Source organism: Streptomyces sp. NPDC002309 (assembly GCF_053593375.1).
Genome location: NZ_JBSFCI010000002.1, coordinates 58,743 through 82,250, shown reverse-complemented (window position 1 = coordinate 82,250; position 23,508 = coordinate 58,743). Strand labels below are relative to the sequence as shown.

Here is a 23,508-nt window from a genome sequence, read left to right as displayed (position 1 = left end):
GTACTACTTGTTGGCCATTTTTTCCGCCATCTTCACGCTGTCCGCTCGCCCTCTTCTCCCCCCGTCCTCTTCATGTGATCCAGAATCTTTGGCCTCTTTCCATCTGTGTAATCGGACGAGTACAGCTCGGAGTGTTTTAGTGGCAGACTGCGGGCCCTGAAGACGGTTGGGGAGGCTGGAACGTGAGCGCGGGAGAGCCCGGATCGGTGGTGCGGCGCATGCTGCTCGGCTCGCAACTCAGGAGGCTGCGAGAGGCGCGGGGCATCACGCGCGAGGCCGCGGGCTATCACATCCGTGCCTCCGAGTCGAAGATCAGCCGGATGGAGCTGGGCCGGGTGAGCTTCAAGACGAGAGACGTGGAAGACCTGCTGACGTTGTACGGAATCGTGGACGAGACGGAGCGGACCTCGCTGGTGTCCCTCGCCCGGGAAGCCAATGTCGCGGGCTGGTGGCACAGCTACTCGGACGTCCTGCCGAGCTGGTTCCCCACCTATGTGGGCCTGGAGGGCGCGGCGTCCCTGATCCGCGCCTACGAGGTGCAGTTCGTGCACGGCCTGCTCCAGACCGAGGCGTACGCGCGTGCCGTCGTCCGGCGCGGTATGAAGGGGGCCGGCGACGCCGACGTGGAGAAGCGGGTCGCGCTGCGCCTGGAGCGGCAGAAGCACCTCGTCTCCGAGAACGCCCCCGACTTCCACATCGTGCTCGACGAGGCCGCGCTGCGCCGGCCCTACGGCGACCGCGAGGTGATGCGAGGCCAGCTCCAGCACCTGATCGAGATCTCCGAGCGGCCCAACGTACGGCTCCAGATCATGCCGTTCGGCTTCGGCGGTCACTCCGGCGAGTCCGGCGCCTTCACCGTCCTCGGCTTCCCGGAGCCCGACCTGTCGGACGTCGTGTACCTGGAGCAGCTCACCAGCGCGCTCTACCTGGACAAGACGGAGGACGTCGCCCAGTACGAGAAGGCGCTGAAGGAACTCCAGCGGGACAGTCCGGGGCCGGACGAGAGCCGGGACCTGCTGCGGGGCCTGCTCCAGCTCTCCTGAGCGGTTCCCCGAGTCCTGCTCCAACCCCGTTGCGTCACACGTACGATGACGTGTGATCAGGCACTGCTTCACCGGCGGCAGGGATTGAGGAGTCACATGTCGTCCTACTTCACCGACCTGGCTCAGCAATACATCGACGGCGAGTGGCGTCCGGGCACCGGTTCCTGGGACATCATCGACTTCAACCCGTACGACGGCGAGAAGCTCGCCGCGATCACCATAGCCACGGTCGACGAGATAGATCAGGCCTATCGGGCCGCCGCCCGCGCCCAGCGCGAGTGGGCCGAGGCCGGCTCCCACGCCCGCCGCGCGGTGCTGGAGAAGGCGCTGCGGCTGGTCGAGGAGCGTGAGCCGGAACTCACCGAGGTGATCGTCGCCGAGCTGGGCGGTACGCGCGTCAATGCGGCCTTCGAGCTGCATCTCGCCAAGGAGTTTCTGCGTGAGGCCGTCAGCCTCACCACGCGCACCGAGCACCGCCTGATCCCGTCCCCCGACCCCGGCAAGGAGAACCGCCTCTACCGCGTCCCGGTCGGCGTCGTCGGGGTGATCAGCCCCTTCAACTTCCCCTTCCTGCTGTCCCTGAAGTCGGTCGCCCCGGCCCTCGCCCTGGGCAACGCCGTCGTCCTCAAGCCCCACCAGGACACCCCCGTCATGGGCGGCACCGCCATCGCCCGGCTCTTCGAGGACGCGGGACTGCCCGCCGGTGTGCTCAACGTCGTCGTCACCGACATCGCGGAGATCAACGACGCGTTCCTGGAGCACCCGGTCCCCAAGGTCATCTCCTTCACCGGCTCCGACACGGTCGGCCGGCATGTCGCCACCGTCTGCGCGCGGCACTTCAAGCGCGCCATCCTCGAACTCGGCGGCAACAGCGCGCTGGTGGTCCTCGACGACGCCGATCTCGACTACGCCGTCGACGCGGCGGTCTTCAGCCGGTACGTGCATCAGGGCCAGGTCTGTGTGGCCGCCAACCGCGTCCTGGTGGACCGCTCGGTCGCCGACGCGTTCACCGAGAAGTTCGTCGCCAAGGTGCGCGACCTGAAGGCCGGTGACCCGAACGACCCGGAGACGGTCATCGGCCCGCTGATCAACTCCTCGCAGTCGGAGGCGATCACCTCCGTCGTCGACCAGGCGGTCGCGGAGGGGGCCACCGCGCTGCTGCGCGGCTCCACGCGGGGCAACCTGGTCGAGCCGTCGGTCCTGACGGACGTGCCGGCGGACTCGGGGCTGCTGCGGCAGGAGATCTTCGGCCCGGTCGCGCTCCTCGTGCCCTTCGACGGCGAGGAGGAGGCCGTGCGCCTGGTCAACGACACCCCGTTCGGCCTGAGCGGCGCCGTGCACACCGCCGACGTGGAGCGCGGGGTCCGTTTCGCCCAGCGCATCGACACCGGCATGTTCCACGTCAACGACGGCACCGTGCACGACGAGCCGCTGGTGCCGTTCGGCGGCGAGAAGGACTCGGGCATCGGCCGGCTGAACGGTGAGACCACGCTGGACGCGTTCACGACACTCAAGTGGATCTCGGTGCAGCACGGACGCAGCGTGTTCCCCTTCTGAGTTCGCCGGGACCGGCCCCCGGGCGGTCCGGTGCGCGGCCTAACCTGGACGGCATGTCAGCGATCCGTCTCCTGGTGCTGGGTGCCGTCCGCCAGCACGGGCGGGCCCACGGGTACCAGGTGCGCAACGACCTGGAGTACTGGGGCGCCCACGAGTGGTCCCACGCGAAACCCGGCTCGATCTACCACGCGCTGAAGCAGATGGCCAAGCAAGGGCTGCTGCACGCGCACGAGATCGCCCCCTCCACCGCGGGCGGCCCGCCGCGCACCGAGTACGAGATGACGCCGGCGGGTGACGAGGAGTACTTCACCCTCCTGCGCGACGCGCTGACCTCCTACGACCAGAAGGTCGACGTCAAGTCGGCGGCGATCGGCTTCATGGTCGACCTGCCGAGGTCCGAGGCGGTCGCGCTGCTCAAGGAGCGCATCCGGCGCATCGAGGAGTGGCGCGGTGCCGTCACCGACCACTACGTGCCCGAGGACGGCCCCGCGCAGCTGGGCCATATCGGCGAGATCATGAACCTCTGGATCCACACGGCCGACGCCGAGGCGGAGTGGGCCAGGGGTGTGATCGGCCGGATCGAGGGCGGTGCCTACACCTTCGCCGGCGAGGGCGAGCCGTTCGTCGGCGTCCTCGCCGAGGGCGAGGAGAACCCGTACGCGACGCGGGAGCGGCACCCCGAGGATCTCCGCTGACCGCCGCCGCCCTCTGACCGGCTCGGCCGCTCATCGAGCCGGGCCGTTAATCAAGTTTGACCAATCGCTCCAGCGGGCATTACGGTGAGCGCCATTAGTCAAGCTTGACTAGTTATCTCGGTGAGTGAAGGAGTGGCCCAGTGGGCGACACGGCGATCACCGTCGTAGGAGCACGCAAGAAGTACGGCGGCGGGAAGGACGTCAAACACGCGCTCGACGGGCTCGACCTCACGGTCGCGCGCGGCGCGGTGCACGGAGTGCTCGGGCCGAACGGCGCCGGCAAGACCACCCTGGTCCGCATCCTGTCCACGCTGCTGCGCCCCGACGCGGGCCGCGTCGAGGTGGCCGGGCACGACGTGGTGCGGGCGGCCTACGAGGTGCGCACGCGGATCGGGCTCCTCGGCCAGCACGCGGCCGTGGACGAGGAACTGAGCGGCTTCCAGAACCTGGAGATGTTCGGCCGGCTCTACCACCTGGGCGCCCGCCGCGCGCGCGTGCGGGCCGGTGAGCTCCTGGAGCGCTTCGGACTCGCCGACACCGGCCGCAAGGCGGTCAAGCAGTACAGCGGCGGCATGCGGCGCCGCCTGGACCTCGCCGCGTCCCTCATCACCGACCCGGAGGTGCTGTTCCTGGACGAACCCACCACCGGCCTCGACCCACGCGGCCGCGCCGAGGTGTGGGCGTCGGTCCGCGCCCTGGCAGGCGGGGGTACGACCGTGCTGCTGACCACGCAGTACCTGGAGGAGGCCGATCAGCTGGCCGACCGGATCTCCGTCGTCGACCTCGGCCGGATCGTCGCCGAGGGCACCTCGGACGAGCTGAAGGCGCTGACCGGCGGCGACCGGATCGACGTCGTCCTGCGCGACGCGGGCCAGCTGGGCGCCGCCGTGGCGCTGCTCCCCGTACCGAAGGACGACATCACCGTCGACGCCGACCGGCGGCTGCTCAGCGCTCCGGTCACCGACCGGATGGCGGCGCTCGCCGGGGTCGTCAGGGCGCTGGAGGAGGCCGGGGTCGAGGCCGAGGACGTGGCCCTGCGCCGTCCCACCCTGGACGAGGCGTTCCTGCACCTGACCGCCGACCGCGCCAAGGAGGCCGTATGACCACGCACGCGCTGACCGACTCCTGGACCATGACCCGCCGTGAGCTCTCCCACTGGGCCCGGCAACCGGTCCAGGTGGCCGTGGGCGTCGCCTTCCCGGTGATGCTGCTGGTGATGTTCGGCTACCTGATCGGCGGCGGCCGGGCCGTCACCGGCGAGTACATCGACTACCTGCTGCCCGGGATGCTCGCGCTCACCATGGCCTTCGGCCTGGAGGGCACGATGATCGCCGTCACCGAGGACCTCAACAAGGGCGTGATCGACCGCTTCCGGTCGACGCCCATGACCAACGGCGCGGTCCTGGTCGGCCGTTCGATCGCCGACATGCTCCAGTCGGCGATCGCCCTGGCCGTCCTCCTCGGTGTCGGCCTCGCCCTGGGCTGGCGCGCGCACGACGGACTCGTGGCGTTCCTCGGCGGCGTCGGACTGCTGCTGCTGTTCCGGTTCGCCATGCTCTGGATCGGCATCCACCTGGCGATGGTCGCCGGGAAGCCGGAGTTGGTGCAGGCCGTGCAGATCCTGGTCTGGCCGATCGGCTTCCTGTCCAACGCGATCGCCACACCGGAGGCCATGCCCGGCTGGCTCGGCACGGTCGTGCAGTGGAACCCCATGTCCCAGACCGCGACCGCCGTGCGCGACCTGTTCGGCAACCCCGGAGGTGAGCCCGGTCACCTGTGGGCGGCGGTGCTCTGGCCGCTGGCGCTGCTCGCGGTCTTCTTCCCGCTGGCGGTACGGCGTTTCTCCCGCCTGAGCCGCTGAGGGCGCCGATTCCGGCTTGCACCTAACGTGGCGTGAGGGCGCAGCGTGGAGGCGTACCGAAGGAAGGAGCGGAAGTGAGCCACTCCGTGGGACAGGTCGCCGGCTACGCCGGGGTGACGGTGCGCACCCTGCACCACTACGACGAGATCGGCCTGCTCGCCGCGAGCGAGCGCAGCCACGCGGGCCACCGGCGTTACAGCGACGCCGACCTCGACCGGCTGCAGCAGATCCTGTTCTACCGGGAGCTCGGCTTCCCGCTCGAGGAGGTCGCCGCGCTGCTCGACGACCCGGCCGCGGACCCGCGCGCGCACCTGCGCCGCCAGCACGAACTGCTGACCGCCCGGATCGAGAAACTGCAGAAGATGGCGGCGGCCGTGGAGCACGCCATGGAGGCACGCAAGATGGGCATCGATCTCACGCCCGAGGAGAAGTTCGAGGTGTTCGGGGACCACGACCCGGACCAGTACGAGGACGAGGTGCGCGAGCGCTGGGGCGACACGGACGCCTACCGGCAGTCGCGCGAGCGCACCGCGTCCCACACCAAGGAGAACTGGAAGCGCGTCAACGAGGAGTTCGGCGCGATCCATCTGCGCATGGCCGACCTGATGGCCGCCGGAACCCCGGCCGACTCCGAGGCCGCCACGGACACGGCCGAGGAGCACCGCCTGTTCATCACGCGGTCGTTCTACGACTGCTCCCACGAGATGCACAGCGGTCTCGGTGAGATGTACGTCGCCGACCCGCGCTTCACGGCGACGTACGACAAGATCCGTCCCGGCCTCGCGGTCTACCTGCGCGACGCGATCAAGGCCAACGAGGCACGGCGGGCGTCCTAGGCGCCCGGCCCGGGAGCCCCGCGCTCCCGGGCCGGGTACCCCCGCGGCGATCCGGTGGAACCCGGGGTGGACACTTTCCGTTGATAGCTTTGTCCGGCCGTATTGGACGCCGTACTTCCCGACCCCTCAGGAGCCCGGAACCGTGACGACGCTTGCACTCGGACCGAGCTGGCTGGATCCGAACTATCTGCTGGACAGCTTCGGGATCTGGGGCCTGCTCCTCATCGTGTTCGCCGAATCGGGCCTGCTCATCGGCTTCTTCCTGCCGGGCGACTCGCTGCTGTTCACGGCCGGTCTGCTGATCACGTCCGACCAGCTGGACTTCCCGCTGTGGGGGGCCATCGCGCTGATCTGCGTCGCCGCGATCCTCGGCGACCAGGCGGGCTACATGTTCGGCAAGAAGGTCGGGCCGTCGCTGTTCACCCGCCCCGACTCGCGCCTCTTCAAGCAGGAGAACGTCACCAAGGCCCACGAGTTCTTCGAGAAGTACGGTCCGAAGTCCCTGGTCCTGGCCCGCTTCGTGCCCATCGTGCGCACGTTCACGCCGATCATCGCGGGCGTCAGCGGCATGCGTTACCGCTCGTTCGTGCTCTGGAACGTCCTCGGCGGCATCCTGTGGGGCGCGGGCGTGACCATGCTCGGCGCCTGGCTGGGCAACATCGGCTTCGTCAAGGCGAACATCGAGGCGATCCTGCTCCTGATCGTCTTCGTCTCGGTCCTGCCGATCATCCTCGAGTTCTGGCGCGCCCGCTCCCACAAGAAGAAGAACCCGCCCCAGCAGCCCCAGGACGAGCAGAACCTGTTCCAGCGGCAGCCTCCGGTCCGGCAGCAGCCCGTGAGGGACGACGCCACGACCCAGCTCCGCCGCATCGAGCCGGACCACCGCGACGACCAGCACTACGGCGACCAGGGCTACGGACAGGGCTACGGCCAGCAGCAGGGCTACGGCCAGCAGCAGGGCTACGGGGACCAGGGTTACCCGCAGCAGCAGGGGAACGGCCGGCAGGGCTACGGCGACCAGGGCTACGGACAGCAGCAGGCGTACGGCGACCAGGGGTATCCGCAGCAGTACCCGCCCCAGCAGCAGCAGTACGCGCCCCCGCAGCAGTCGTATCCCCAGCAGCAGCAGCCGTATCCCCAGCAGCAGGAGTCGTACGACCCTTACCGGCAGGGCTGACACACCCTGAGGTCCCCGCCCGGCGCCGACGCCTCGGGCGGGCCTCAGAACCCGCGCGTCCGCTTCGCCGCCCGGCGCCCCCCGGTGGCGGCGCCGGGCAGCCGCAGGAACAGCCGCGAGATCTCGGACCCCAGGTTGACCCCGATCGCGATGGCCATCGCCAGCGCCGCGGCCTTGGTCAGCGACCCCAGCCCGGAGTCCACGTCGTTCCCGGCGATCGACAGCAACCCGAAGTACGTCGCGGAACCCGGCAGCAGCGGCCCGATCGCCGCCGTCGTGTAAGGCAGCGCGGACGCGTACCGGTAGCGCGACAGCAACTGCCCGAACAGCCCCACCAGCCCCGCGGCCACCGCCGTGGAGGCGACCGGCGAGATGTTCCCGGCGTAGTGCATCGCGCCGTAGACGGTCCACGCGACGCCGCCGTTCAACGTCACGGCGAGCACGGTGGACCGTTCCTGCTGCAACAGCACCGCGAAGGTGAGCGAGAGCAGCATCGACGCGGCGATCTGGAGCAGCGGCCGCTCGGCGATGTACAGCGCCGCCTCGGGGACCAGCTGGGCCCCGAGCTGCACGCCGAACCACAGCATCACGAGCACCCCGACGACGATGCCCACGAAGAGGTACATGACCTCCAGCAGTCGCGCCGCCGCGGTGATGTAGAAGCCGGTCAGTCCGTCCTGCACGCCCGCCACCAGCGCCCGCCCGGGCAGCAGCGCGAACAGCCCGCCCGTGATGACCGCCGACGCCTTCACGTCGACGTGCAGCAGAGTGAGCGCGACCCCCATGGCGGCGGGCGGCATGGCGGCCACCGTGAACTGGTAGAACTCCGGCAGTCCGCGCCCCGCGCACAGCCAGGCCAGCCGGTCGCCGAGCATCGCGCCCAGCGCGGCCGCGACGAACACGACCAGGTCACCGCCGACGAGCACCGAGGCCGCGCCGGCGAGCAGCCCGCTCGCGGACGTCAGCACCCACGTCGGGTAGGGGTGCCGGTTGCGGCGGATTTCCGCCAGACGCCGGTAGGCGTCCTCCAGGGAGAGGTGCGTCCCGGGGTCGCTGAGACGGTCGACGAGCCGGTAGACGGCCGCCAGGCGGGTGTAGTCGGTGCCCCGGCGGCGTACCGTCCGGGTCGCCGACACGGGGTCCTCGACGAGGGACGGCTGGTACGAGATCGACAGCAGGGTGAAGGTGACGGTCGGTTCACAGCGGTCCAGGCCGTAGGAGCGGCAGACCGCGAACATGGCCGCCTCCACGTCCTCGGCGCCCTCACCGCCGGCCAGCAGCAGCTCACCGATGCGCAGCGTCAGGTCGAGGACGCGCGGGACGGCCGGGCCCTCCTCCTCCTCGGCCTTGTGGACGAGCTCGGGGGCGGGCCGCTCGGCCACCGGCAGCCGCAGCATCGTGCGCATGCGGTCCTGCCACGGCGCGTCCTCGGTGAGCCGGACCGCGGGAATCCCGCCGGCCGGAGTGAACGCGGCGGGCGCGCCGCGCGAGCTGTACGTCCGCGGCGGGCTGAACGCCGACCCCTCGCGCTCCGCCGCGGGCGGCGACGGCGCGTCCAGCCCGTCCGGCAGCGCGAACTCGGAGGTCGTCTCCGGCTCGGCCGGCGCCTTCGCGAGGTCCAGCCCCTCGGGGATCGCGAACTCGGAGGTGACCTCGGGGTCGAACGTGCCCCTGGCCTCGTCCGACTGCGGTTTGCGGTCCTCCGCCTCCGTCACCTGCCAACGCTCCCTGTACGACGCACCCGACCGGTCTCAGTATGCGCACCGACATGCGGACGGGCCGCACGCCTGCGCGTGCGGCCCGTCTACCCGGAAAGCGCGGTCTCAGTGACCGCCCTCCTCCTGGAAGCGCTTGTAGGAACGCTCGATCTCGGCCTCGGCCTCGGTCCTGCCCACCCAGTTGGCGCCCTCGACGGACTTGCCGGGCTCCAGGTCCTTGTAGACCTCGAAGAAGTGCTGGATCTCCAGGCGGTCGAACTCGGACACGTGGTGGATGTCGCGCAGGTGCTCCACACGCGGGTCGTGGGCGGGCACGCACAGCAGCTTGTCGTCGCCGCCGGCCTCGTCGGTCATCCGGAACATGCCGATCGCACGGCACTGGATGAGGCAGCCGGGGAACGTCGGCTCGTCCAGGATGACCAGGGCGTCCAGGGGGTCGCCGTCCTCGCCGAGGGTGTTCTCGACGAAGCCGTAGTCGGCCGGGTAGCTGGTCGACGTGAACAGGCGGCGGTCAAGGCGGATCCGACCGGTCTCGTGGTCCACCTCGTACTTGTTCCGCGAACCCTTCGGAATCTCGATCGTTACGTCGAACTCCACCGGTGGCTCCTCCATGATCAACACGCAGTTCTGGTGGTTAAGTGTCCCTCACGCAGCTACGTGATCGCGAAAGGGGCTGGTGGGTCGTGCCCGAGCTGAGGCCTTGGCGGGCCGCGAGACCGCATGTGGCGCGGCTCGCGAACGCCGTCCGTCCCCGTCTCGCCCGGGCCCGCGCGGCCACCGCACCCCGGGTCACCCGGTGGGCATCGGCCGCGAAACCGCAGGTCGGCAGGGTGATGAGGGCGAGCCCGTGGCCGTACACCGCGGTCGCCGCCACCGCGGGCCTCGCGCTGGCCGCCACAGTGGTGACGGCGGCGGGGCCCTGGGACTCCTCAGGCCAGCGTACGGCGGAGCGGGACCGGGCCGCCGCCCACCGGAGCACGGGTGGCGCAGATCACGGCGCCGGTTCCGGCAGGGCGGGCGCGCCCAGGCCCGCCCCCAGCGCGGCCTCGGTCCTGACCGGCCTCGGCGGCGCCACGAACGTCGTCAGGTCCTCACCGGACGGCCGGGCCCTCGCCGGCGTCCTGGACCCCCTGCTGTCCGACGTCGCGCTCGGCGACCGCCGTACCGCCGTGGTCGTCGACCTGGCCACCGGCAAGCGGCTCTACGGCAGCGGCCCCGACGAGCCGCTCACGCCCGCCTCCACGACGAAGATCGCCACGGCGGTCGCCGCGCTGTCCGCCCTCGGCCCCGACCACCGCCTGACCACCCGCACCGTCTACGAACCCGACACCGAGGAACTCGTCCTGGTCGGCGGCGGGGACCCCACGCTCACGGCCCGCGAGAAGAGCACGGGACTGGCGAGCCTGCGCACCCTCGCCGCCGCCACCGCGGCCGCCCTGAAGGAACGCAAGGTGCGCCAGGTGACCCTGTCGTACGACACGACCCTCTACACGGGGCCCGAACTCCACCCCATAGGGGTCAACGACAACCTCGCCCCCGTCACCGCCCTCATGGCCGACGAGGCCCGTGTCGACGCCTCGACCAGCGGGCCGCCGGTGCAGCGGATCCCCGGCCCGGCGGCGGACGCCGCGGGCAGGTTCGCGCGGTTCCTGAACGAGCACGGCATCGGCACGACGCCGCCCGGTCCCTCCAAGGCGACCGAGCGGGCCCAGCCCCTCGCCAAGGTCCAGTCACCGCCGCTGTCCGCCCTGGTCGAGCGGATGATGACCGAGAGCGACAACGACATCGCCGAGGCCCTCGCCCGCCACACCGCCGTCGCGACCGGCAAGCGCGCCGACTTCACCGGCGCCGGACTCGCGATCGAGGCCCAGCTGAAGAAGCTGGGCCTGCCGCTCAAGGGCGCCCGCTTCACGGACGGCAGCGGCCTCGACCGCGAGGGCAGGCTCACCGCGAACCTGCTGTCCCGCCTGCTCCTGAAGGCCGCCGACCCGGCCCGCCCCGAACTGCGCCCCGCCCTCACCGGCCTCCCGGTCGCCGGCTTCACGGGCACCCTGACCACCCGCTACGCCGACGGCGCGGCCGGCATCGTCCGCGCCAAGACCGGCAGCCTCAACGGTGTGAACACCCTGGCGGGAACGGCCGTCACCGGCGACGGGCATGTCCTCGGCTTCGCCTTCCTGACGTCGGGGTCCTACGAGGCGACCTCGGCCCGGGCCGCCCTGGACCGGGCGGCGACGGCACTGACGACACCCCGGTGAGCCGTTGTCCGCGGTCCGGCACCGGGCCGCCACCGGCCGCCACCGGCCGCCACGCCCTGCCCGAAGTGGTACCGCTCACGTACCGTTGACGCATGACGAGCTTCGGTGCTTCTTCCGGGATGGTCGACTGGAACCTCGCGGTGGCGACCGCGACCAGGCTCGTGCGGCCGGGTCCGGAGGTGAGCCGCGACGAGGCCCGGGCCGTCGTCGCGGAGCTCCGTCGGCACGCCAAGGCGTCCGAGGCGCACGTCCGGGGCTTCACCCGGATGGGCACCGGGGAGATCCACGACACCCCCGTCCTCGTGGTCGACCGCCCCGGCTGGGTGCGGGCCAACGTCGCCGGGTTCCGGGAACTCCTCAAGCCGCTGCTCGGCAAGATGCAGGAGCGGCGCGGCAACACCGCGGGCGGCGCGGTCCTCGGCGCCGTCGGCGGCAAGGTCACCGGCGTGGAGCTCGGGATGCTGCTGTCGTTCCTGTCCTCGCGCGTCCTCGGGCAGTACGAGACCTTCGCCCCGGCCACCCGCGAGCTCCCGGCCGGCGCGAACGGCGGCGGCAGGCTGCTGCTCGTCGCGCCGAACATCGTCCACGTCGAACGCGAACTCGACGTCGACCCCCACGACTTCCGCCTGTGGGTCTGCCTCCACGAGGAGACCCACCGCACCCAGTTCTCCGCCGTGCCGTGGCTGCGCGACCACCTCGAGGGCGAAATCCAGTCGTTCCTCGCGGAGACCGACGTCGACCCCATGACCGTCCTCGAACGCGTTCGCGAAGCCGCCCAGACGCTCGCCGGAGGGCGTCCGGAGGGCGAGGAGGACGACGGCGGCCGCTCGCTCGTCGAACTCGTGCAGACCCCCTCCCAGCGGGAGATCCTCGGCCGGCTCACGGCAGTGATGTCCCTGCTGGAGGGCCACGCCGACTTCGTGATGGACGGCGTCGGTCCCGACGTCGTCCAGACCGTCGCGGAGATCCGCGAGAAGTTCCAGCAGCGTCGCGCCAAGGGGGCCTCCCGCCTGGACCTCGCCCTGCGCAAGCTGCTCGGCCTGGACGCCAAGCTCAAGCAGTACCGGGACGGCGAGCGCTTCGTGCGGGCCGTGGTCGACGAGGTCGGCATGGACGGCTTCAACCGGGTCTGGACCTCTCCGAACACCCTCCCGACCAAGCTGGAGATCGCCAAACCGGCGGACTGGATCACACGGGTGCACCGCAGGAGCGAGAGCTGAACCACGATGAGACGTCGTGAACCGGATCCGGCCGACGGCAGGCGGACGCCCCTTCAATCACCCGTCCGAGGGACCGTGAGCCATGGGTAGGCGTGCAATGCTCGGGGAACGGCCCGGTTCTGTCACCATCTACACACTCTGAGTGACCGAGCTCGGGCTCACCCCCCGAAAAACTTCATGAAGGGAACCGGACAATGGGTCCCCATCCTGCGGTCGCGGCGATACGCCTGGCGGTCCGCCGCGTCCTCCACGACATCCTCACCGAGTACACCTCCACCGCCCACCTCGCCGACCCACACGAGCGTCCCCCCTCGCCGCTCGTGCTCGTGGCGTGCTCCGGCGGCGCCGATTCCATGGCGCTGGCCTCCGCGCTCGCCTTCGAGGCCCCCAAGCTCGGCGTCCACGCGGGCGGCGTCACCGTCGACCACGGGCTGCAGCCCGGCTCCGGGCTGCGCGCCGAGGAGGTCGTGCTGCGGCTGCGCGAACTCGGCCTCGACCCGGTCGAGTCCACCGCCGTGCACGTCGGCCGCGAGGGCGGCCCCGAAGCCGCCGCCCGCGACGCCCGCTACGCCGCCCTCGACGCCGCCGCCGTACGCCATCGCGCCGCCGCCGTCCTGCTCGGCCACACCCGCGACGACCAGGCCGAGACCGTCCTGCTCGGCCTCGCCCGCGGCTCCGGCATCCGCTCCCTGTCCGGAATGGCCGCGGTCTCGGGGGCCGGCGGCCGCTACCGGCGGCCCTTCCTCCAGCTCGACCGGCAGACCGCGCGCAAGGCCTGCATGGTCCAGGCCCTGCCCGTCTGGGACGACCCGCACAACGCCGACCCGGCGTACACCAGATCGCGACTGCGGCACGAGGGACTGCCCGCGCTGGAGAAGGCCCTCGGTAAGGGCGTCGTCGAGGCGCTCGCCCGGACGGCCCAGCTCTCCCGCGACGACGCCGACGCCCTCGACAGCTGGGCCAGTCAGGCCGAGGGCTCCGTCCGCGACGCCGCCGGCGGCCTGGAGTGCGCCAAGCTCTACGCCCTGCCGCCCGCGGTACGCCGCCGGATCGTGCGCCGGGCCGCCATCGAGGCCGGTGCGCCGGCCGGTTCGCTGTTCGCCCGCCACATCGAGGAAGTCGACCGCCTGATCACCGGATGGCGAGGCCAGGGAGCCATCAACCTCCCGGGCAAAGTCGTGGCCCGGCGGCAGGGTGGCAGACTGGTGATTCGGCAAGGCTGAATCCGGGACACTCCCACCGGACCGTGCACACGGTCCCGCGAAAGCCGCTCACGCGGCAGGGATGTCCGGTGACGGCCGGTGGGACGACCGAAAGTGATGCGGGTGGACGCGAAAGACATGGGTGCCGACCTTCAGCAGGTGCTCATCACCAAGGAAGAGATCGACGCCAAGCTGGCAGAGCTGGCGGCGAAGATCGACGCGGAGTACGCGGGCAAGGACCTGCTGATCGTCGGAGTGCTCAAGGGCGCGGTCATGGTCATGGCGGACCTGGCGCGGGCGCTGTCCACCCCCGTCACCATGGACTGGATGGCCGTGTCGTCCTACGGCGCGGGCACCCAGTCCTCGGGCGTGGTGCGGATCCTCAAGGACCTCGACACCGACATCAAGGGCAGGCACGTCCTGATCGTCGAGGACATCATCGACTCCGGCCTGACCCTGTCGTGGCTGCTGTCGAACCTCGGCTCGCGCGAGCCCACGTCCCTCAAGGTGTGCACCCTGCTGCGCAAGCCGGACGCCGCGAAGGTCGCCATCGACGTGGAGTGGGTCGGTTTCGACATCCCCAACGAGTTCGTCGTGGGATACGGCCTCGACTACGCCGAGAAGTACCGCAACCTGCCGTTCGTCGGTACGCTCGCGCCTCACGTCTACGGCGGTTGAGCCAGACGGCCCAAGCCTTGTAGGACGATCGGGAACCCCGGCGGGTTTCGCGCCGTTGGAGCATGCAGACGGGTTCGCCAGCCCTCCCGTGCGGCTTCGGGCGACAAAGCTGGGGTACCGTCAGAAGAACTGTCTTATCAAACTCACTATGGCAGGAGGGACGGGGCGACACCGCTCCGTATGGATGGACGTGAAGCGATACTTCCGTGGGCCGGTCATGTGGATCGTGCTGGCCGTCCTTGCCGTGGTCGTGTTGATGCAGGTCGTCGGCTCGTCCGGGGGCTACAAGACGGTGGACACCGGCCAGGTCGTCCAGGCGATCAATGACAACAAGGTCGAAGCGGCCAAGCTGACCACCGGCGACGAGCAGACCATCAAGGTCACGCTCAAGGACGGCCAGAAGATCGAGGACAGCTCCAAGATCCAGGCCAGCTACATCGGCGACCAGGGCGCCAACCTCGCCAACACCCTGCAGGACAAGTACCAGAACAAGCAGATCCCCGACGGGTACACGGTCTCGCCGACCAAGCAGAACGCGTTCGTCAGCATCCTGCTGTCCCTGCTGCCCTTCGTCCTCATCGTCGTCGTCTTCCTGTTCCTGATGAATCAGATGCAGGGCGGCGGCTCCCGGGTGATGAACTTCGGCAAGTCGAAGGCCAAGCTCATCACCAAGGACACCCCCAAGACGACGTTCTCCGACGTCGCGGGTGCCGACGAGGCGGTCGAGGAGCTCCAGGAGATCAAGGAGTTCCTGCAGGAGCCGGCCAAGTTCCAGGCCGTCGGTGCCAAGATCCCCAAGGGTGTGCTGCTGTACGGCCCGCCCGGCACCGGCAAGACGCTGCTCGCGCGCGCCGTGGCCGGCGAGGCGGGCGTGCCCTTCTACTCGATCTCCGGTTCCGACTTCGTCGAGATGTTCGTCGGTGTCGGTGCCTCCCGGGTCCGTGACCTGTTCGAGCAGGCCAAGGCGAACGCCCCGGCGATCGTCTTCGTCGACGAGATCGACGCGGTCGGCCGCCACCGCGGCGCCGGCCTCGGCGGCGGTCACGACGAGCGCGAGCAGACACTGAACCAGCTGCTCGTCGAGATGGACGGCTTCGACGTCAAGGGCGGCGTGATCCTCATCGCCGCGACGAACCGGCCCGACATCCTCGACCCGGCGCTGCTGCGCCCGGGCCGCTTCGACCGCCAGATCGCCGTCGACCGCCCGGACATGCAGGGCCGTCTGGAGATCCTCAAGGTCCACCAGAAGGGCAAGCCGGTCGCGCCGGACGTCGACCTGTCGGCCGTCGCCCGCCGCACGCCGGGCATGACCGGCGCGGACCTGGCCAACGTGCTGAACGAGGCTGCCCTGCTGACGGCGCGCAGCGACCAGAAGCTGGTCGACAACAAGATGCTCGACGAGGCCATCGACCGCGTCGTGGCGGGCCCGCAGAAGCGGACCCGGATCATGTCGGACAAGGAGAAGAAGATCACCGCGTACCACGAGGGCGGACACGCCCTGGTCGCGGCGGCCTCCCCCAACGCCGACCCGGTCCACAAGATCACGATCCTGTCCCGCGGCCGCGCCCTCGGCTACACGATGGTGCTGCCGGACGAGGACAGGTACTCGACCACGCGCAACGAGATGCTCGACCAGCTCGCGTACATGCTGGGCGGCCGCGCGGCCGAGGAGCTGGTCTTCCACGACCCGACCACCGGTGCCGCCAACGACATCGAGAAGGCCACCAACCTGGCCCGCGCGATGGTCACCCAGTACGGCATGACGGAGCGCCTGGGCGCGATCAAGTTCGGTGGCGACAACAGCGAGCCGTTCCTCGGCCGCGAGATGTCCCACCAGCGCGACTACTCCGAGGAAGTCGCGGCGCTGGTCGACGAAGAGGTCAAGAAGCTCATCGAGACCGCGCACAACGAGGCGTGGGAGATGCTCGTCGAGAACCGCGACATCCTCGACAACCTCGTCCTGGCGCTCCTGGAGAAGGAGACCCTGGGCAAGGAGGAGATCGCCGAGATCTTCGCTCCGATCGTCAAGCGGCCCCCGCGTCCGGCGTGGACCGGCTCCTCCCGCCGTACGCCGTCCACCCGTCCGCCGGTGCTCTCCCCGAAGGAGCTCGCACTGACGAACGGCGCCAACGGCGCGACGGCGGCGATCACCGCGAAGAGCACGGCCGCGGAGCCTGCCGCCGCGGCCGAGCCCGCCGTCCCGGAGGATCGTCCCGAAGCCTGACACCAGGCCCGGAGTGGATGCCGCGTCACCCAGGTTCTAGCCTGGGTGGCGCGGCATCGACGTATGCGCACAGTTGGGACGCGTGCAGGTACGCGTCAGGCACAGGAACGAGGCACCACATGACCGACCCCGTGACGCTGGACGGCGAGGGCACGATCGGTGAGTTCGACGAGAAGCGCGCTGAGAACGCCGTACGCGAACTCCTGATCGCGGTCGGTGAGGACCCGGACCGCGAGGGCCTGCGGGAGACCCCGGCGCGGGTGGCCCGGGCGTATCGGGAGCTCCTGGCCGGGCACACCCAGGAGCCCGAGGACGTCCTGACGACCACCTTCGATCTCGGTCACGACGAGATGGTGCTGGTCAAGGACATCGAGATCGTGAGCCTGTGCGAGCATCACATGCTGCCGTTCCACGGTGTGGCCCACGTCGGGTACATCCCCGCGGAGACGGGCAAGATCACGGGCCTGTCGAAGCTCGCGCGTCTGGTGGAGGTGTTCGCCCGCCGTCTGCAGGTGCAGGAACGGCTCACCACGCAGATCGCCGACTCGCTGATGCGCATCCTCGAGGCCCGGGGAGTGATCGTGGTCATCGAGGCGGAGCACATGTGCATGTCGGTGCGCGGTATCCGCAAGCCGGGCGCCAAGACGACCACGTCGGCGGTGCGGGGCCAGCTCCGGGACGCCACGACCCGAGCCGAGGCCATGAGCCTGATACTGGCGCGCTGAACCGGCTGCCGGTGCCGCCCGACAACCGTTTTGAATCGGTGGACCGGCCGGTCGACCCGTCGCCGAGCAGGGGTGTCAGGGGAACCTCAGGCGGCCGGGGCCGCGCCGGCGCCGTTGTGTTCGTCGTCCTCCGGGAGCTTGCAGATCTTCTCCAGGAAGATCGCGGCCGCTATGACGGCGACGCCCGCGACCACCGAGCTGCCGGCGTAGATGGCCTGGTCCCGGCGGGCCGGGATGTCCAGGAACTCCAGCAGGAAGACGCCCGCGCCGCCGTACATTCCGGCGACCAGGGCGGCCACCAGGGCGCTGGCCTGGCCGAAGACAACCGCGCGGGCCGCCATCAGCGGGTCGACGCCCTTGGCGCCGGGACGGCGCTCGCGCTGGGCCCTGAACCGGGCGCGCAGCGAGAGCGCCGTGGCGAGCAGCACCGCGGCGATCAGGGCCAGGACGACGGGGGCGGCGAGGGGGACGCTCGGGAGCGTGCCGACCGAGTTCCAGAGGCGGGCGCCCGCCCACGACAGGATGCCCGCGACGACGCAGACGCCGGCCAGCACCCTGATGCGCAGCTCTCTCACGGTGTCCCTTCGGTTCCCCGGATCCCCCGGACTGTGGTCGTCTCGACCTTAACGACTACTCGGGCAGCCGGAGTTCCAGGTCCGCGCGGGCGGCCACCCCGTCGCGGGTGACGACGCCGAGCAGCTCGGCGACGGCGCCACGGCCGGGAAGCTGCGCGTCGGGGTCCACATCGTGCCAGGGGGCGAGGACGAAGGCACGTTCGTGGGCGCGCGGGTGGGGAAGCGTGAGCCGCGGATCGTCGGAGACGACGTCCGCGTAGGACACGATGTCGACGTCGAGCGTGCGCGGACCCCAGTGCTCGTCGCGGATCCGGTGGAAGGCCTCCTCGACCGCGTGCGCCCGCTCCAGGAGCGAGGACGGGGGCAGGGTGGTCTTCAGGACCAGCACCGCGTTGAAGTACGAGGGCTGGCTGCCGGGCTCGACGCCCCACGGCTCGGTCTCGTAGACGGGGGAGACGGCCTTGACGCGCACGCCCGGGGTGTCCTCCAGGGCGTCGATGGCGCCCTGGAGGGTCTCCAGGCGGTTGCCGAGGTTGGAGCCGATGGAGATCACGGCCCGTTGGGGGTTGTGCAGGGTGGTGTCGGCGGCGTCGACCGTCTCGACGACGGAGGCGGGTACCGGCTGAACGGTCGGGTCGCTGTGACCCTCGGTGAACGAGGCAGTCATACTCGGCTCCGGGTGATGGTGACGGTCACGTCGTCGAAGGGGACCGTGATCGGTGCGTCCGGTTTGTGGACCGTGACCTCGACCTCCTGGACGCCCTCGTGCTTCAGGCAGGACTGGGCGATGCGTTCGGAGAGCGTCTCGATCAGGTTGACGGGCTCGCCCTCGACGACGGCCACGACCTCCTCGGCCACGACGCCGTAGTGGACGGTCTTCGTCAGGTCGTCGTCGGCTGCGGCCGGCCGGGTGTCGAGGCCGAGGACGAGGTCCACGATGAAGGTCTGGCCCTCCTCGCGCTCCTTGGGGAACACCCCGTGGTGCCCGCGGGCCTTCAAGCCGCGCAGCGCGACACGATCCACGCGAATCACTCCTGCAATCGTCGGATGCGACCGGTACGTACCGTGTGCGGGCGGCACACCGGCCTCGAACGAATCTACCTGCGGACACCGACAGCCCCGGGACACGGACGCGGAAGCCCCGGCGGTGGCCGGGAGGTTTCATCACGTGTTCTCCCTGGGGAATCCGGCGGCTCACTGCCTGGTGGCCGCTCATACCCGGGGTTCGTGATTCCCACCACTTCTTGGTCCCTTCGGGCCCCGCGACGGCCCGGCCCGAGGTGCCGCGGGGACGCCCACCGGTTCAGGCGGGCGATTCGTCCTCCTCGTCCTCCTCGCCGTTCTCGGTCAGCACGGGGGAGGCGTGGTGCGACCAGAGTTTCCAGCCGTCGGGAGTGCGCCGGAAGACGTTGGTGGCGACCACCAGCTGGCCGACGAGCGGTCCCGGGCCGTCTCCGTCCTCGGGGGCGGGGCCGCCGCTGAGGATGTTCTCCGTGCAGCTCACCAGGGCGGTGTCGCCGGTGACGGAGACGTGCACGTCGGTCAGGAAGAACTGGATGTACTCGGTGTTCGCCATGATCAGGGCGTACGACCGGAGCACCTCGCCGCGGCCGGTGAGAACCGGCCAGCCGGGATGCACGCACGAGATCACGCCGCTGTCCGCAGGGTCGTGGTAGGTCTCGTCGACGCCCAGGTCGGAGGGGGTGAGCCAGAGCGTGGACAGCTCGTCGAAGTCGCCGCGCTCCAGCGCCTCGTAGAAGGCCGTGTTGGCGAGTTCGACCTCTTCGACATCGGTGTGCGGAACGGTCACCGGGCTCCTTCCACGGCGCGCGCGACGCGTACCGCGTCGGCGGTGGCGCGGACCTCGTGGACGCGCACGGCCCATGCGCCGGCGTGCGCCGCCAGCGCCGAGACGGCGGCGGTGGCCGCGTCGCGTTCCCTCGCCGGGGGCGGCGCGCCTTCCGGGCCGGCCAGGACGCGGCCGAGGAAGCGCTTGCGGGAGGCGGCGACGAGCAGCGGGTGCCCGAGGCCGCGCAGGCGGTCGAGGTGGGCGAGCAGGGTGAGGTCGTGCCCGGCCTCCTTGGAGAAGCCGAGCCCGGGGTCGATCACGATCCGGTCGGGGGCGACGCCGCCCTCCAGGACGGCCTGCACGCGCGCGTGCAGTTCGTCGGCGACCTCGGCGACCACGTCGTCGTACACGCCCTTGACGTTGCCGCCCTCCAGGAAGCCGCGCCAGTGCATGACGACGAAGGGGGCGCCGGTCCGTGCTACCACGGGGATCATCGCGGGGTCGGCCAGGCCGCCGCTGACGTCGTTGACGAGGACGGCGCCGGCGGTGAGCGCCTGTTCGGCGACGGACGCGCGCATGGTGTCGACGGAGACGGTGACGCCTTCGGAGGCGAGGCCCCGGACGACGGGGACGACGCGGCGGAGTTCCTCGTCCTCGTCGACCCGGGAGGCACCGGGGCGGGTGGACTCGCCGCCGACGTCGACGAGGTCGGCGCCCTCGGTGACCAGGTCGAGGCCATGCTTGACGGCGGCGGTGGTGTCGAACCAGCGGCCGCCGTCGGAGAAGGAGTCGGGGGTGACGTTCACGACCCCCATGACCGCGCAGCGGTCCCATTCCGGAAGGCCCGCGATCCGCCCGCGCCCGCTGTGATTGCTCATACGTTCAGCGTAGGCCCAGGGTGGGGCCGGGCTCCTCACCTGGGCGGGCCCGGCGGGGAGCCCGGCGGGGCGGGGCGGTGCGTGCTCCCCGAGCCGCGTGAGGCGTGTGAGCGGTGTGCGCGGCGCGACCGGGGTGGGGTGGGGGCCTTCGCGGCGGGCCTGTCCGGGTCGGACCGGGCCGCGGATGCGGTGGACGGGTCCCGAAAGCGCGGGGCGGCCGCCGGACCTCGGAGCGTCATGGACGGGCTGACCGACCGGTGACTTCTGCCGCTGTCGAGTTGTCACAAAGTGGCCCCCGCTTCGGTCTTTCATGTGAAAGGGGTGAAGTGGGTTCCATGGCTGATATTGCTCTCGATTGTCCGTGAGCCACAGCGTGACGGCCGAGTCCGGCGCCGACCGAGTGACCCCCGGTACGCAGCTGAGGACGGCTGTGAACCGTGGCGGGCGGGTTCGCCGCGCTCGCGGTTGCCGTCGCTCAGGAGAGCTCCGACGACGAGCCGTCGTCCGGCCCTCGTACGGCCGCTGACAGGCCGTCCCGGCCGGCCCGCCCGGGCCTGACCCGTCCCCCCTTGATCCCGTTCCATGCCTGTCGAGCAGGCATGTCACCGACCCGCGCACTTCTGGAGTCGTGCAATGACCGCGCTCACCGACCTCCTCTCCCTCTCTGCCGTCCGGCTCGACGTCGACGCCTCCGACTGGCGTGCGGCGATCCGCGCGGCCGGACAAGCTCTGACCGACGACGGGATCAGCACCGCCGAGTACACCGCCGAGATGCTGGCCAACGTCGAGGAGAACGGTCCCTACATCGTCATCGCCCCCGGCCTGGCCTTCGCTCACGCCCGACCCTCGCCCGCCGTGCTGAAGACCGGCATGTCCTGGGTGCGGCTGGCCCGCCCCGTGCCGTTCGGGCACGACACCAACGACCCGGTCGGCCTCGTGGTCGCTCTGGCGGCCACCGACTCCTCCGCGCACACGGAGGCCCTGGGAGCCCTGGCCCGTGCGCTGACCGACCCGGCCACCGCCACCGGCCTGGAACAGGCCCGCACCGCCGAGGAGATCCTCGCGCTGCTCGACGGCGGCCGGTCCGAGGCCGCCACCGCGAAGACCGGCTCCGCCGCGCCCGTCGAGCCCGTCGCCGCGCCGTCGGCGTCCCATCACAAGATCCTCACGGTCTGCGGCAACGGTGTGGGCACCAGCGTGTTCCTGAAGCACACCCTCGAGCAGGTCCTCGACCGCTGGGGCTGGTCCTCGCACGTCGACGTCGAGGCGACCGACACCATCTCGGCCAAGGGCAAGGCCTCGGAAGCCGTCGCCATCCTGACCTCCCGCGAAATCGCCCGCACCCTCGGCGACGTCGGCGTGCCCGTGAAGGTCATCCAGGACTTCACCAGCACCGCCGAGGTCGACAGCGCCCTGCGGGACACCTACAGCGTCTGACCGGGAAAGGACCCCCTCTGATGGACTGGCTGATCAGCCTTGCCAAGTTCCTCGTCAACGAAGTACTCAGCCAACCGGCCTACCTCATCGGCGGCATCACCGCGGTCGGTCTGATAGCCCTGAAGAAGTCGGTGGGGCAGATCACCGGCGGTGCGATCAAGGCCACCCTCGGTCTGCTGCTCGTCGGCGCCGGCGCCGGCCTGGTCACCGCTTCCCTCGATCCGCTGGGCAGGATGATCCAGGGCACCACGGGTGCCCATGGCGTCATCCCGACCAACGAGGCCATCGTCGGTATCGCGCAGGACCAGTTCGGCGCCCGCGTCGCCTGGCTGATGATCACGGGCTTCCTCATCAGCCTGCTGCTGGCGCGCTTCACCCCTCTGCGTTATGTCTTCCTGACCGGCCATCACATGCTGTTCATGGCCACCATGCTCACCATGGTCATGGCCACCGCCGGGCAGTCCGCGGTGGCCGTCGTCCTGGGCGGCGGAGTCCTGCTGGGCATCCTGCTGGTGTCCCTGCCCGCCCTCGCCCACCCCTGGACGAAGCGGGTCACCGGCAACGACAGCGTCGCCATCGGTCACTTCGGCACGGCCGGCTACATCACCGCGGGCGCCACCGGCCAGCTCGTCGGCAGGTTCGGAAAGCCCAGCCGCAGCACCGAGGACATGCGCCTGCCCGAAGGACTGCGGTTCCTGCGCGACTCGATGGTGGCCACCGCCCTGTCCATGGTCCTCATCTACCTCGTGATGAGCGTGCTCTTCCTCGCCAAGGCCGGTCGCGAGACCGCCTTCAAGGCCTTCGCGGCGCCCGGCGGCCCCGGTGCCACCGGGCTCGGCGACTACCTGATGCAGTCCCTCATGCAGGGCCTTCAGTTCGGCATCGCCGTCGCCGTCATCCTCTTCGGTGTGCGCACCATCCTCGGCGAGCTCGTCCCGGCCTTCCAGGGCATCGCCGAACGGGTCGTCCCCGGTGCCAAGCCCGCCCTCGACGCCCCCATCGTCTTCCCCTACGCCCAGAACGCCGTCCTGATCGGCTTCATCTTCAGCTTCCTCGGCGGACTCACGGGCCTGGCCACCCTCATCTGGTTGCTCAACCCCGCGTTCGGCCTCGCACTGGTCCTGCCCGGCCTCGTCCCCCACTTCTTCACGGGCGGTGCGGCCGGCGTCTACGGCAACGCCACCGGCGGTCGGCGCGGAGCCATCGTCGGTTCCTTCCTCAACGGCCTGCTCATCACCTTCCTGCCCGCCCTCCTGCTGAAGGTCCTGGGCGACTTCGGCAGCGCCAACACCACGTTCGGCGACGCCGACTTCGGCTGGTTCGGCGGCGTGCTCGGCTACATCGCCAAGCTCGACGGCACCGCGGGACTCGTCGGCATGCTCGTCTTCGGCGCCCTCCTCCTGGCCGGCGCCTGGATCATGCAGACCCGCGTGGTGGACGCCGGCTGGATGCCCGGTTCCCTCACGGCTCCGGCGGGGCCCGCCGCGGCGCCCGCCGGCGCCGACCCGGCCCTTCGCGCCTTCGGCAAGATCGCGCCGCCGGCCGGCGCCCCCGCACCGCCGCCGGCCCCCGCGCGGCAGGAAGCGGCCCGCTGACCTGCCCGGAACATCCCTCAGGCAGCGGAGCCACCACCCC

At 70.7% G+C, this 23,508-nt stretch carries 22 protein-coding genes; 15 read left to right on the top strand and 7 right to left on the bottom strand.

The window, feature by feature from the left end; translation table 11 throughout:
- The first annotated feature begins 218 nt into the window (after positions 1-218).
- The 7 genes from ACWCPM_RS01870 (at position 219) to ACWCPM_RS01840 (ending at position 7,169) form a co-directional block, all read left to right on the top strand.
- Positions 219-1,043 (top strand): helix-turn-helix domain-containing protein, encoded by an 825-nt coding sequence (locus ACWCPM_RS01870; RefSeq protein WP_450974376.1) that lies wholly within the window; start codon positions 219-221, stop codon positions 1,041-1,043.
- Positions 1,044-1,139: 96 nt separating this feature from the next.
- Positions 1,140-2,600 carry an aldehyde dehydrogenase family protein gene (locus tag ACWCPM_RS01865; protein WP_450974161.1) on the top strand — a complete coding sequence of 487 codons (1,461 nt, stop codon included), beginning with the start codon at positions 1,140-1,142 and terminating at the stop codon, positions 2,598-2,600.
- A 53-nt stretch (positions 2,601-2,653) separates the two neighbouring features.
- Positions 2,654-3,295, top strand: coding sequence for a PadR family transcriptional regulator (locus ACWCPM_RS01860; protein WP_450974160.1), 642 nt, complete (start codon positions 2,654-2,656; stop codon positions 3,293-3,295).
- Positions 3,296-3,435: 140 nt separating this feature from the next.
- Positions 3,436-4,398 (top strand): ATP-binding cassette domain-containing protein, encoded by a 963-nt coding sequence (locus ACWCPM_RS01855; RefSeq protein ID WP_450974159.1) that lies wholly within the window; start codon positions 3,436-3,438, stop codon positions 4,396-4,398.
- Positions 4,395-5,156: an ABC transporter permease gene (locus tag ACWCPM_RS01850; RefSeq protein WP_450974158.1), complete on the top strand. Its 762-nt coding sequence runs from the start codon at positions 4,395-4,397 to the stop codon at positions 5,154-5,156. Before ACWCPM_RS01855 ends, ACWCPM_RS01850 begins: the two co-directional genes overlap by 4 nt.
- Before the next feature lie 74 nt (positions 5,157-5,230).
- The gene (locus ACWCPM_RS01845) at positions 5,231-5,992 is read left to right on the top strand and encodes a MerR family transcriptional regulator (protein ID WP_450974157.1); all 762 of its coding nucleotides are present in this window, start codon (positions 5,231-5,233) and stop codon (positions 5,990-5,992) included.
- A gap of 142 nt (positions 5,993-6,134) precedes the next feature.
- The gene (locus ACWCPM_RS01840) at positions 6,135-7,169 is read left to right on the top strand and encodes a DedA family protein (protein WP_450974156.1); all 1,035 of its coding nucleotides are present in this window, start codon (positions 6,135-6,137) and stop codon (positions 7,167-7,169) included.
- 44 nt (positions 7,170-7,213) lie between these two features.
- Here the strand turns inward: ACWCPM_RS01840 and ACWCPM_RS01835 are convergent, their stop codons facing one another.
- Together ACWCPM_RS01835 and ACWCPM_RS01830 are read right to left on the bottom strand one after the other, a co-directional pair.
- Entirely contained in the window at positions 7,214-8,884 is a 1,671-nt protein-coding gene (locus ACWCPM_RS01835) for a threonine/serine ThrE exporter family protein (RefSeq protein ID WP_450974155.1), read from the bottom strand.
- A 108-nt stretch (positions 8,885-8,992) separates the two neighbouring features.
- Entirely contained in the window at positions 8,993-9,484 is a 492-nt protein-coding gene (locus ACWCPM_RS01830) for an inorganic diphosphatase (RefSeq protein WP_450974154.1), read from the bottom strand.
- Between the two features lie 236 nt (positions 9,485-9,720).
- Here ACWCPM_RS01830 and dacB point away from each other — a divergent pair, with 236 nt between their 5' ends.
- The 6 genes from dacB to folE all read left to right on the top strand — a co-directional run bounded on the left by dacB (position 9,721) and on the right by folE (position 17,194).
- Positions 9,721-11,145, top strand: a complete 1,425-nt coding sequence (gene dacB, locus ACWCPM_RS01825) for a D-alanyl-D-alanine carboxypeptidase/D-alanyl-D-alanine endopeptidase (protein ID WP_450974153.1) — start codon at positions 9,721-9,723, stop codon at positions 11,143-11,145.
- A gap of 92 nt (positions 11,146-11,237) precedes the next feature.
- On the top strand, positions 11,238-12,365 hold the full coding sequence (locus tag ACWCPM_RS01820) for a zinc-dependent metalloprotease (protein WP_450974152.1): 1,128 nt from the start codon (positions 11,238-11,240) through the stop codon (positions 12,363-12,365).
- A gap of 194 nt (positions 12,366-12,559) precedes the next feature.
- The gene (tilS, locus tag ACWCPM_RS01815; RefSeq protein WP_450974151.1) at positions 12,560-13,588 is read left to right on the top strand and encodes a tRNA lysidine(34) synthetase TilS; all 1,029 of its coding nucleotides are present in this window, start codon (positions 12,560-12,562) and stop codon (positions 13,586-13,588) included.
- A 96-nt stretch (positions 13,589-13,684) separates the two neighbouring features.
- Positions 13,685-14,245 carry a hypoxanthine phosphoribosyltransferase gene (hpt, locus tag ACWCPM_RS01810; protein ID WP_450974375.1) on the top strand — a complete coding sequence of 187 codons (561 nt, stop codon included), beginning with the start codon at positions 13,685-13,687 and terminating at the stop codon, positions 14,243-14,245.
- A gap of 184 nt (positions 14,246-14,429) precedes the next feature.
- The gene (ftsH, locus tag ACWCPM_RS01805) at positions 14,430-16,469 is read left to right on the top strand and encodes an ATP-dependent zinc metalloprotease FtsH (RefSeq protein WP_450974150.1); all 2,040 of its coding nucleotides are present in this window, start codon (positions 14,430-14,432) and stop codon (positions 16,467-16,469) included.
- Between the two features lie 119 nt (positions 16,470-16,588).
- A complete protein-coding gene (folE, locus tag ACWCPM_RS01800) occupies positions 16,589-17,194 on the top strand; it encodes a GTP cyclohydrolase I FolE (protein ID WP_263211068.1) in 606 nt (201 codons plus the stop codon).
- Between the two features lie 86 nt (positions 17,195-17,280).
- On the opposite strand, the gene ACWCPM_RS01795 is transcribed toward folE, so the two are convergent.
- The 5 genes from ACWCPM_RS01795 to folP form a co-directional block, all read right to left on the bottom strand.
- A complete protein-coding gene (locus ACWCPM_RS01795; RefSeq protein ID WP_450974149.1) occupies positions 17,281-17,769 on the bottom strand; it encodes a DUF3180 domain-containing protein in 489 nt (162 codons plus the stop codon).
- A gap of 55 nt (positions 17,770-17,824) precedes the next feature.
- Complete coding sequence (folK, locus tag ACWCPM_RS01790) at positions 17,825-18,436, bottom strand: 2-amino-4-hydroxy-6-hydroxymethyldihydropteridine diphosphokinase (protein WP_450974148.1); 612 nt, start codon at positions 18,434-18,436, stop codon at positions 17,825-17,827.
- Positions 18,433-18,792, bottom strand: coding sequence for a dihydroneopterin aldolase (gene folB / locus ACWCPM_RS01785; protein ID WP_450974147.1), 360 nt, complete (start codon positions 18,790-18,792; stop codon positions 18,433-18,435). Before folB ends, folK begins: the two co-directional genes overlap by 4 nt.
- A 280-nt stretch (positions 18,793-19,072) precedes the next feature.
- A complete protein-coding gene (locus ACWCPM_RS01780) occupies positions 19,073-19,579 on the bottom strand; it encodes a nuclear transport factor 2 family protein (protein ID WP_450974146.1) in 507 nt (168 codons plus the stop codon).
- On the bottom strand, positions 19,576-20,436 hold the full coding sequence (gene folP, locus ACWCPM_RS01775; protein WP_450974145.1) for a dihydropteroate synthase: 861 nt from the start codon (positions 20,434-20,436) through the stop codon (positions 19,576-19,578). Before folP ends, ACWCPM_RS01780 begins: the two co-directional genes overlap by 4 nt.
- Before the next feature lie 633 nt (positions 20,437-21,069).
- Between folP and ACWCPM_RS01770 the strand changes: the two genes are divergently transcribed.
- Together ACWCPM_RS01770 and ACWCPM_RS01765 are read left to right on the top strand one after the other, a co-directional pair.
- Positions 21,070-21,873 (top strand): PTS sugar transporter subunit IIA, encoded by an 804-nt coding sequence (locus ACWCPM_RS01770; RefSeq protein ID WP_450974144.1) that lies wholly within the window; start codon positions 21,070-21,072, stop codon positions 21,871-21,873.
- Between the two features lie 20 nt (positions 21,874-21,893).
- Positions 21,894-23,468 (top strand): PTS ascorbate transporter subunit IIC, encoded by a 1,575-nt coding sequence (locus tag ACWCPM_RS01765; protein ID WP_450974143.1) that lies wholly within the window; start codon positions 21,894-21,896, stop codon positions 23,466-23,468.
- The last annotated feature ends 40 nt before the right edge of the window (positions 23,469-23,508 follow it).